This is a genomic window from Mesorhizobium sp. M2A.F.Ca.ET.039.01.1.1 (assembly GCF_003998035.1).
Classification (GTDB): Bacteria; Pseudomonadota; Alphaproteobacteria; order Rhizobiales; family Rhizobiaceae; genus Mesorhizobium.
This window is the reverse complement of the sequence record NZ_RZRY01000186.1, coordinates 1-9831: the sequence shown is the minus strand read 5'-3', so window position 1 is coordinate 9831 and position 9831 is coordinate 1. Positions and strand designations below refer to the sequence as shown.

11 protein-coding genes and 1 tRNA gene are annotated in these 9831 nt (G+C 62.2%); 6 read left to right on the top strand and 6 right to left on the bottom strand.

The annotated features are described in order from the left end of the window. The 4 genes from EOA24_RS16095 to EOA24_RS16080 form a co-directional block, all read left to right on the top strand. A partial coding sequence (locus EOA24_RS16095) for an ATP-binding cassette domain-containing protein (RefSeq protein WP_127409907.1) occupies window positions 1-870 on the top strand: 870 nt, incomplete at its 5' end. Further along, complete coding sequence (locus EOA24_RS16090) at window positions 867-1994, top strand: ABC transporter permease (RefSeq protein WP_126060964.1); 1128 nt, start codon at window positions 867-869, stop codon at window positions 1992-1994. The genes EOA24_RS16095 and EOA24_RS16090, both read left to right, overlap by 4 nt. Next, window positions 1994-2914 carry an ABC transporter permease gene (locus EOA24_RS16085; RefSeq protein WP_126082735.1) on the top strand — a complete coding sequence of 307 codons (921 nt, stop codon included), beginning with the start codon at window positions 1994-1996 and terminating at the stop codon, window positions 2912-2914. The genes EOA24_RS16090 and EOA24_RS16085 overlap by 1 nt, the downstream gene beginning before the upstream one ends. Before the next feature lie 51 nt (window positions 2915-2965). Continuing rightward, entirely contained in the window at window positions 2966-4033 is a 1068-nt protein-coding gene (locus tag EOA24_RS16080) for a BMP family ABC transporter substrate-binding protein (protein ID WP_126060966.1), read from the top strand. 82 nt (window positions 4034-4115) lie between these two features. Here EOA24_RS16080 and rimO read toward each other — a convergent pair whose 3' ends face one another. From rimO to EOA24_RS43885, 5 genes are all read right to left on the bottom strand, one after another. After that, window positions 4116-5429 (bottom strand): 30S ribosomal protein S12 methylthiotransferase RimO, encoded by a 1314-nt coding sequence (gene rimO / locus EOA24_RS16075; RefSeq protein ID WP_127409906.1) that lies wholly within the window; start codon window positions 5427-5429, stop codon window positions 4116-4118. A gap of 280 nt (window positions 5430-5709) precedes the next feature. Next, a complete protein-coding gene (locus EOA24_RS16070; RefSeq protein WP_126082737.1) occupies window positions 5710-6396 on the bottom strand; it encodes a TerC family protein in 687 nt (228 codons plus the stop codon). A 166-nt stretch (window positions 6397-6562) separates the two neighbouring features. Then, window positions 6563-6970 carry a DUF930 domain-containing protein gene (locus EOA24_RS16065; protein ID WP_126082738.1) on the bottom strand — a complete coding sequence of 136 codons (408 nt, stop codon included), beginning with the start codon at window positions 6968-6970 and terminating at the stop codon, window positions 6563-6565. A 406-nt stretch (window positions 6971-7376) separates the two neighbouring features. Next, entirely contained in the window at window positions 7377-7514 is a 138-nt protein-coding gene (locus tag EOA24_RS41605; protein ID WP_189343134.1) for a hypothetical protein, read from the bottom strand. 120 nt (window positions 7515-7634) lie between these two features. Beyond that, on the bottom strand, window positions 7635-7766 hold the full coding sequence (locus EOA24_RS43885) for a hypothetical protein (RefSeq protein ID WP_281059501.1): 132 nt from the start codon (window positions 7764-7766) through the stop codon (window positions 7635-7637). Between the two features lie 111 nt (window positions 7767-7877). On the opposite strand from EOA24_RS43885, the gene EOA24_RS16060 reads away from it, so the two are divergent. Further along, the gene (locus EOA24_RS16060) at window positions 7878-8144 is read left to right on the top strand and encodes a hypothetical protein (protein WP_126060970.1); all 267 of its coding nucleotides are present in this window, start codon (window positions 7878-7880) and stop codon (window positions 8142-8144) included. A gap of 100 nt (window positions 8145-8244) precedes the next feature. On the opposite strand, the gene EOA24_RS16055 is transcribed toward EOA24_RS16060, so the two are convergent. Next, window positions 8245-8334: transfer RNA gene (locus tag EOA24_RS16055), tRNA-Ser, on the bottom strand. Between the two features lie 586 nt (window positions 8335-8920). Between EOA24_RS16055 and EOA24_RS16050 the strand changes: the two genes are divergently transcribed. Next, window positions 8921-9831 (top strand): septal ring lytic transglycosylase RlpA family protein (locus EOA24_RS16050; protein WP_133374528.1); only part of this gene is annotated, 911 nt, incomplete at its 3' end.

Sequence of the window (9831 nt, the reverse complement as noted above, 5' to 3'; positions counted from 1 at the left end):
TCGCTGGCCCGCATGATGGTTGGCAGCGAAGTCAAGGCCGTGGAGCGCGCGCCGGCCGAAGGCATCGAGACCGCGCCGGCGCTGCTGGAAATCCGTGGGCTGACGCGCAAGCCGGCGACGCCCTTTGCCATCCCGCTGAAGAACATCAATCTCACCGTGCGCGCCGGCGAAGTGATCGGCATTGCCGGCGTTGCCGGCAACGGCCAGGGCGAGTTCTTCGAATCCGTCTCCGGCGAAGTGCTACAGCAGGATGCGGGTTCGGTGCGCATCCGCGGCAAGGACGCCGGCGCGCTCTCCATCACCGGCCGGCGGCTGATGGGTGCTGCGTTCGTGCCGGAAGAGCGCCTGGGGCACGGCGCCGCCCCGCGCATGAAGCTTTCGGAGAACCTGCTGCTGTCCCGTCACGCCACCGACGGCAAGGCTTTCGTCGGCTCCGGCGGCATGGTCAAGAACAGCGCCGTCTATAGCGCCGCCCAGCGCATCATCACCGCCATGGACGTGCGCAAGAGCGCGCCCGATCCGGAGGCGGCCGCGCTCTCGGGCGGCAATCTGCAAAAATTCATCGTCGGCCGCGAACTCGACCGCAAGCCGAGCGTCATGATCGTCAACCAGCCGACCTGGGGCGTGGACGCAGGCGCGGCCGCTCGCATTCGCCAGGCCCTGATCGAGCTTGCGCGCAGCGGCTCCGCCGTCCTGGTCATCAGCCAGGATCTCGACGAATTGTTCGAGCTGTCGGATGCGATCGCGGTCATGCACAACGGGCAATTGTCGGCGCCGCTGCCGATCGCCGAGGCGACTTTCGAGAAGATCGGCCTCTTGATGGGTGGCGCCGAGCCCGGCCACGCAGAACACAGCCTGGAGATCGCATGATGCGCATCGAACTGGTCAAACGTCCGCAGCGCTCGGCGTTGTTTTCGGTGCTGTCGCCGTTCATTGCCTTCGCGCTGACGATGATCGCCGGCGCCATCATGTTCGCCTTGCTCGGCGTCAATCCGCTGGATGCATTCAACATCTATTTCATCCAGCCGATCAGCGAAGTCTGGCAGTTGCACGAGCTGGCCATCAAGGCGGCGCCCCTCATCCTGATCGCGGTCGGACTGTCGGTCTGCTACAAGGCCAACATCTGGAACATCGGCGCCGAAGGCCAATTCATCTTCGGCGCGATCTTCGGCTCGATCATCCCGGTGCTGTTCCCGCAATTCGAAGGCCCGCTGGTGATCCCGCTGATGCTCTTGCTCGGCATGGTCGGCGGCGCCTTCTACGCGTCGATCCCGGCGTTTTTGAAGACCCGCTTCAGCACCAATGAGATTCTGACCAGCCTGATGCTGGTCTATGTCGCGCAGCTTTTCCTCGACTGGCTGGTGCGCGGCCCATGGCGTGACCCGCAAGGCCATGGCTTCCCGCAGACCATCCAGTTCGGCGATTCCGCGGTGCTGCCGGAGCTGATGCCCGATGCCGGCCGCGCCAATTGGGGCTTCGTCTTCGCCCTGGTCGCCGCCGTAGCGATCTGGCTGATGATGAGCCGCATGCTGAAAGGTTTCGAGGTGCGCGTTCTGGGTTCCAGCCCGAGGGCAGGGCGCTTTGCCGGCTTCGGCTTGAACCGGATGGTGTTCTTCACCTTCCTTCTGTCCGGCGCGCTGGCCGGTCTGGCGGGCATTTCGGAAGTCTCCGGCGCCATCGGCCAGTTGCAGCCGGTGATCTCGCCGGGCTACGGGTTCACCGCCATCATCGTCGCCTTCCTCGGCAGGCTCAATCCGCTGGGCATCGTGGCCGCGGGTCTCGTCCTGGCGCTGACCTATCTCGGCGGCGAGGCGGTGCAGAGCGCGCTCGGCATCTCCGACAAGGTGGCGCGCGTGTTCCAGGGCATGCTTCTGTTCTTCGTGCTCGGCTGCGACACACTCATCCACTACCGCATTCGCCTGATCGGCGTGGCGCTGATGAAGCCGAACGCCGCGAAGCTCGATGCAGCGCCCAAGCTCGAGGAGGCCCGCTGATGGACATCACCGTCAACATCCTTTTGACCATTGCGACCGCCGCGACGCCGCTGCTGATCGCGGCGATCGGCGAACTGGTGGTCGAACGCTCGGGCGTGCTCAATCTCGGCGTCGAGGGCATGATGATCATGGGCGCCGTCGGCGGCTTCGGCGCCGGCTATCTCACCGGGTCACCGTGGATCGGCCTGCTCGCCGCAATCATCGTCGGTGCGCTGTTCTCGCTGCTTTTCGCCGTCATGACGCTGTCGCTCGCCACCAACCAAGTGGCGACGGGCCTGTCGCTGACGCTGCTCGGCCTCGGCCTTTCCGGCATGATCGGCACCAGCTTCGTCGGTCAGCCGGGCGTGAGACTGCCCAATCTCGATATCCCGGTGATCAGCTCGATCCCGGTCGTCGGCAGGCTGATCTTCGGCCAGGATCCGGTCTTCTACATCTCGATCGCGCTGACCGCGGCGGTCATGTGGTTCCTGTTCAGGACGCGCACGGGGCTTACGCTTCGCTCGATCGGCGACAGCCATACGTCGGCGCATGCGCTGGGCATCAAGGTCATCCGCTACCGTTACCTGGCGGTGATCTTCGGGGGCGCCTGCGCCGGCCTTGCCGGCGGGCATCTGTCGCTGGTCTACACGCCGCAATGGGTGGAGAACATGAGCGCGGGCCGCGGCTGGATCGCGCTGGCGCTGGTGGTGTTCGCGTCCTGGCGTCCGTGGCGGGTGCTGGCAGGCGCCTATATCTTCGGCGCTGTGTGGATCGGCCAGCTTCATGCACAGGCTTTTGGCATTCCGGTGCCGTCGCAGTTTCTTTCTTCGCTGCCCTATCTGGCAACCATCGCGGTTCTCGTTCTAATCTCGCGCAACAAGCGGCTGACAATGATGAACACGCCGGCTTCGTTGGGGCAGCCATTCGTTCCGGATCGTTGACGACAACAAAAAGACGGGAAGCTCCAAGGCTTAACTCAGAGAGGTAACACAATGAAAAAACTGCTTATTGCGTTGATGACCACGGCTGCGGCCCTGTCGGTCGCGGCAACCGCCGAGGCGGCCGACAAGCTGAAGGCCTGCTGGGTCTATACGGGTCCGATCGGCGACTTCGGCTATTCCTACCAGCACGACCAGGGCCGCCTCGAAGTCGAGAAGGCGCTCGGCGACAAGGTCGAGACCGCCTATCTCGAAAACGTCTCGGAAGGCCCGGACGCCGACCGCGCCTTCGAGCGCCTGGCGCGCGAGAAGTGCAAGATCATCTTCGGCACGTCCTTCGGCTTCATGGACGCCGAGGTGAAGGTCGCGAAGAAGTTCCCCAAAGTGATGTTCGAGCATGCCACCGGCTTCAAGACCGGCAAGAATCTCGGCATCTACAACGCCCGCTTCTATGAAGGCCGCTACGTGCTCGGCCAGATCGCGGCCAAGGAATCGAAGAAGGGCCTTGCCGGCTACATCGTGTCCTTCCCGATCCCGGAAGTGGTGATGGGCATCAACTCCTTCATGCTCGGCGCGCAGTCGGTCAATCCCGACTTCAAGGTGAAGATCGTGTGGGTGAATTCCTGGTTCGATCCCGGCAAGGAGGCCGACGCAGCCAAGGCGCTGTTCGACCAGGGCGCCGACATCATCGTGCAGCATACCGATTCCACCGCCGCGCTGCAGGTCGCCGAGGAGCGCAAGCTGCACGGCTTCGGCCAGTCATCCGACATGATCAAGTTCGCGCCGAACGCGCAGCTCACCTCGCTCACGGACGAATGGGGTCCCTACTACATCAGCCGCGTGCAGGCCGCGCTCGACGGCACCTGGAAGCCGGACAATGTGTGGCTCGGCATCAAGGACGGCGCCGTAAAGCTCGCGCCCTTCACCAACATGCCTGACGACGTGAAGGCTATGGCGGAGGCGACCACGAAGAAGATCGCCGGCGGCTGGAACCCCTTTACCGGACCGGTCTCCAAGCAGGACGGCTCGCCGTGGCTGAAGGACGGCGAAGTCGCCGATGACGGCACGCTGCTCGGCATGAATTTCTACGTCAAGGGCGTCGACGACAAGCTGCCGCAGTAAGCTGCAAGTTACTGGTGTCAAAAAGGAAAGGGCGCCGCGCGGCGCCCTTTCTCATTCGGTGTGCCTTCGCTTTGGAGGACGATCAGACGGCCGATCCGTAAAGATCGTAAGCGTCGGCGCGGTCGATCTTGACGGTGACGATCTCGCCGGCGCGCAGCGGCCGCCGCGACTGGATGTGGACCGAGCCGTCGATCTCCGGCGCGTCGTATTTGGTGCGGCCTTTGCCGGACGCGCCATGCGCCTCGTCGACCAGCACCGGCAGGCGCTTGCCGACTTTCTTGGCCAACTGCGCGGCGGAAATCTTCTGCTGGCGCTGCATGAAGCGGTGCCAGCGCGCTTCCTTGATTTCCTGCGGCACCTGTTCGAGCCCGAGGTCGTTGGAGCGCGCGCCCTTGACAGGCTCATATTTGAAGCAGCCGGCGCGGTCAATCTTGGCTTCGTCCAGCCAGTCGAGCAGCATCTGGAAATCGTCCTCGGTCTCGCCGGGGAAACCGACGATGAAGGTGGAGCGGATGGCGAGATCCGGGCAGACCTCGCGCCAGCCGCGGATACGGTCCAGCGTCTTTTCGCCATGCGCGGGGCGCCGCATGTTCTTCAGCACCTGCGGCGAGGCGTGCTGGAAGGGGATGTCGAGATAGGGCAGGATCTTTCCTTCCGCCATCAGCGGAATGACGTCGGCGACATGCGGGTAGGGGTACACATAATGCATGCGTATCCAGATGCCGAGCTTGCCGAGTTCCTCGGCAAGGTCGAGGAATTTCGCCCGCACCTCGCGGTCGCCGAACATCGATGTCTGGTACTTGATGTCGATGCCGTAGGCGCTGGTGTCCTGCGAGATTACGAGGATTTCCTTGACGCCGGCCTTGGCGAGTTTTTCGGCTTCGCGCAGTACGTCCGCCGCCGGCCGCGAGACCAGATCGCCGCGCAGCGCCGGGATGATGCAGAAGGTGCAGCGGTTGTTGCAGCCCTCGCAAATCTTCAGATAGGCGTAGTGGCGCGGGGTGAGCTTCACGCCCTGCGGCGGCAGCAGATCGACATAGGGATCGTGACTGGGCGGAGCCGCCTCGTGGACCGCCGCCATCACGCTCTCATAGGCCTGCGGGCCGGTGATCGCCAGCACATTGGGATGTTTTTCGCGGATGACGTCCGGCTCGGCGCCGAGGCAGCCGGTGACGATGACACGGCCATTTTCCGAAAGGGCGGAACCGATGGCGTTGAGCGACTCGTCGCGGGCGGAATCGAGGAAGCCGCAAGTGTTGACGACGACGAGGTCGGCGCCATCGTGCTTGCGCGCGATCTCATAACCTTCGGCGCGGAGCCGCGTGATGATGCGCTCGGAATCGACGAGCGCCTTCGGACATCCAAGACTGACGAAACTGACGCGTGGGGCGGACATAAATTTTGTTTTCCAAGAGGTGAAGGCGAGATCGAGGATTGAGCCTTTGGCTCTGAAGGTCGATCTACGGCGCGGCTTTGAGCCATTTCGCGCGGCGCAATAGCACGCTTCGGCACAGAAGCAAACCTGCCGCCGGCCAGGACAAGAGGCTTGCGCCAGGCATTCGCCCCTGAAGAGCGCTAGAGCGTTTCACCGTTTCACGGAAACGGCGAACCGCTCTATCCCTTTGTTTTGACGCAATTCTGGACGGAAAACCGCTCACACTTTTCCTGGAATTGCTCTAGTGAGCGTCCGACCCGAACCAGGGCGCCAGGAAGGCAAAATGGTCGGGGAACTGCTGCACGGCGCCGCCGAGAAGCATGTTGATCGCCACGTACAAGATGATCAGCAGGCCGATATAGGCGATCCAGCGATATCGATGCAGCAGCCGGGCGACAAAGGAAGCGGCAAAACCCATCAGGGCGATCGAAAGGGCCAGCCCGATGATCAACACCGTCGGATGCTTCATGGCGGCGCCGGCGACGGCGAGCACATTGTCGAGCGACATCGAGACGTCGGCGATTACGATCTGCCAGGCGGCCTGAGAGAAGGTCTTGCGTGCTCCCTTGCCGGCGACGGATCCGTCTTTGTTGTAGTCGTTGTTCGACAGCGCTTCGGTCGCATCGCGCTCGTCGTCATGGCTGACGCGCAATTCGCGCCACATCTTCCAACAGACCCACAGAAGCAGAAGCCCGCCGGCGATGAGCAGCATCGGGCCGATGCTCAGCAGCCATTGCGTGATGAGGGCGAAGACGATGCGCAGGACCGTGGCCGCAGCGATGCCGACAATGATGGCGCGCTTGCGCTGATCCGCGGGAAGGCCGGCCGCCGCGAGGCCGATCACAATTGCGTTGTCGCCGGCGAGCGCGAGATCGATTGCGACGACCTGGAGGAGAGCTGAAAGGCCTGTGGCAGTGAATATTTCCATCGACTAGAAATCCTTGCCTGAAATGAACATGGCCCTTTGCCGGACGGGCCTAAAGGCATGGTCCATCGGCGTCAAGACGCAGGTTCGGACATCGCCGGAAAACGGCGCCGCCAGCGCAAGCCCTCAATCATTTCGGGTGTTCGCCGGTCAAGCGGGCGGGCGGGAACTAGTCGTAGAGATTGTATTTGGCCCAGTCGGATTCGGGGATTTCGTCACCGATCTTGTAGCGGAACTGCAGCACCTGCATATGGTCCGGCGCGGTCTGGCATTTGAACTTCAGCCGGTACCATTGGCCCTTGCTGCGGAAGGCGGCGCCTGAGCTCTTGATGGCATCGGCGCTCATCTGCGGCGTGGCGAAGGCGTAGGCCACGACCCGGTCGGCTTTGTAGTTGCGATCGTCGTGGCTGATCCGGTCGAGCACTTCTGCGTCGCACCGCTGCTCGAGGCGGGTTTCGGGATCGAGTTTCATCAGGCCGGCGCGCAACGCATTGTCCATCGCCTTGGCCGGCAAGACCGGCGCCAGCGACGCCAGAACCATCAGGCAGAGCTTTTTCATGGGCGCGAGAAGCAGCATATTTTGTCCGAGAAATCAAATAAACGGTGTTTCACCAACGATTGACCGACATGGGTGTCAGGACGCTTCGCCCACCAACCAATACAAGCAGCGCACAACTCTTGGCGGCTGTGACTTGCAGAATCGCTAGTGCGCACAAAGGTCCGGGTCGGCGCAGGGGGCGCCATGTTCGCATCCCCTTGACGGAAGTCGCGATATACCCGGATACCCGGAAAAAGTCAGCCCTGACAGACCTGCATCCGACCCTAGCGAGGCCCCGGAGTGTCGCATGACAGGCTCACGCCGCGTGAGCACGAGGACGGGTAGGATAGCCCATGCTGAGCCCTCAATTGGCTGAGGCCAACGGCCTGCAATATCGCGGGGCTTGGAGTGCTGACCAGCAGTATGAGCCAGGCGACTTCTGGCGCTAGTTCTGTACCAGGCCGAAGCCTTCCACCTGTTCGAGGCTTTTCACTGTCGCAATTCGATAAGCGCTCTTGTTGGCCAAGCCATCCCGGACGATGAACACAGCGACGCAGGCGACCAACAGAATGATCAGTCGCATGGAACTCTCCATCAAAAGCTCCTCGTACCCGCCGATAGGACTATGCTCTCGTCAGCGGCTTACAACAAGAAACTGCTAATATTCAGCCGGCGACAGCGCGGACGACAGCTATGCCCACGCCTACTGCGACGCGGCTTTCAGCCAGGCGTAGCGCCAGGCGCCGTAGCCTGCCCGCAACCGCCTCGGCGGGGCTCCCAGAGCTGCTGCGATGTCGTCGAAGATCGCTTCCATGGTTGCCACCTGCGATTTCATCGAACGCAACCAGAGATCGAAACAGGGAATCGTCGTTGCGGACAACATATAGTTGACGTAACGTTAACGCAGGCGCGATCATTTCGGATTGTGCAGGGTGAGGGCGTTTCAATGAAACTCGTTGTGTTTGGCGTAGCAATGGTATTGGCGGCCACCGGAGCAGCCGTTGCGAAAGAAAAGAAAAAGGTAGCCACCGCTCAGGCAGCAATCTCTTGTCCTGCAGCACATATGAAGGCTGGCAGCGGCAAGCCGGCACCGAAACTGGATTGCAAATCAACAGGCACGGTGGTTGTTGCGCGTCCGTCAAATCAGGCCGCAAATTTCCTGGACCATCGCTTGGGGTACGACACCGATCCGTGGATCCCAACTGGTTATTGATGGCCAACTTCGGCTTGCCGGGCCTTTTCATATCCGGTTAGGCTAAAACTTATGCCGCGGCCCGACAGCTTGGCTTAAGTTTTTGATTTTATTGGAATTGTGGCGGAGGGAGTGGGATTCGAACCCACGGTGAACTTGCGCCCACGCCGGTTTTCAAGACCGGTGCCTTAAACCGCTCGGCCATCCCTCCATCGTGATCTTCACGAGGCGCTTCGTCCTGTTAACAGCAAAACTGTGCCGACAAGAACGCATGCGCTCCATGCTCTAGTGCGCCGCGCAAAGATCTGTCAATCGCAGGACAGGCTCAATCATATTCTCGGGAGCCGGGGGCAATCCCAGGAAGCCGGTCAGATGCAATTGACAATGCCGCCAAAACCCTGCCAATCTCTACCTGCTAATGTTCTAACGGGGGAATTGATGAAGAAGATCTATGAGAAGCCGGTTTTGACGAAGCGCCAGAAGCTGTCTCGTGCGACGGCCCAACAGCTGCCGTCCAACGTGCAGCCGCAATAGCAGGACAAACCCGCACTCTTATTCGGATTTGACGCGCTGGCGATCTTGTGGCCGGCGCTATTGGCAGCAGGGCGTTCTCGAACGAGCACGGACTTTCCGAGCGGCATTCTGCACTCATGCCACAATCTCGCCCTGTTGCGGCCATAATCGATTAACATCGTGATAAGCAATTCCTGTGCAAAAGGGATTGGGGATCAAGGTGTTGGCCTAACGGGCGACCTCTGGCTCCGTCGGGTGCAGCACGGTAGGGGACAATCGAAAACATGCAGACTCCGACGCGCCCGCGTCTTCGTCGCGCTTCTGCTTTCGCCCTGTGCGCCCTTTCGGGCCTGCTGCTGGCTGCCTGCGCCTCACAGCCCCAGCCGAAGGGGATGGTCTACAAGAAGGCCCGTCCCAAGGAATATTTCGCGGAATCCGAATATGGCGTGAAGGCAAGCCCGCGCGTCCAGTTCATGCGCCGGGGCGGCGGCCGCGACCAGCTCGGCAAGCCCTACCAGGTTCGCGGCAAGTGGTATTATCCGAAGGAAGACAAGAAGGGCTTCACCAAGGTCGGGCTGGCCTCCTGGTATGGCGATGCCTTCCACGGGCGTTTGACCGCCAATGGCGAAGTCTATGACATGACGCATCTGACGGCGGCGCATCCGACGATGCCACTGCCGAGCTATGCCCGCGTCACCAATCTGGAGACCGGCAGTTCCGTGATCGTTCGCGTCAACGACCGGGGTCCCTATCATGAGGGCCGCATCATCGACGTCTCCGAACGCGCCGCGCAGATGCTCGACTATGACAAGGTCGGCACGGCCCGGGTCAAAGTCGAATATGTCGGCCGCGCGCCGCTCGATGGCGACGACGACCAGTATCTGGTGGCGTCCTACCGCCCCGGCAACAACCGGCCGGATCCGTCGGACGGCCTGCCGACCGGTGTGATGGTGGCCATGAACGGCCCGTCGCCGAGCCTCTCGGTGGGCGCGCCGCCGGCCGTGCCGTTCCCTGGACAGTTGACCAATTCGGGGCAGGCCTTTGCCGCGCAGCCGGGCCTGTCGGAACAGCCGACCGTGCAGCCGGCAGCCTTCACGGTGCAAGGCGCCAGTGATGTCGTGCTGCCCGATTTCGGACCGATCGTGCCGGAGCGGCCGGATCTCGGCCTGCCGCCGAACTCGCCCTTCGCCATGGC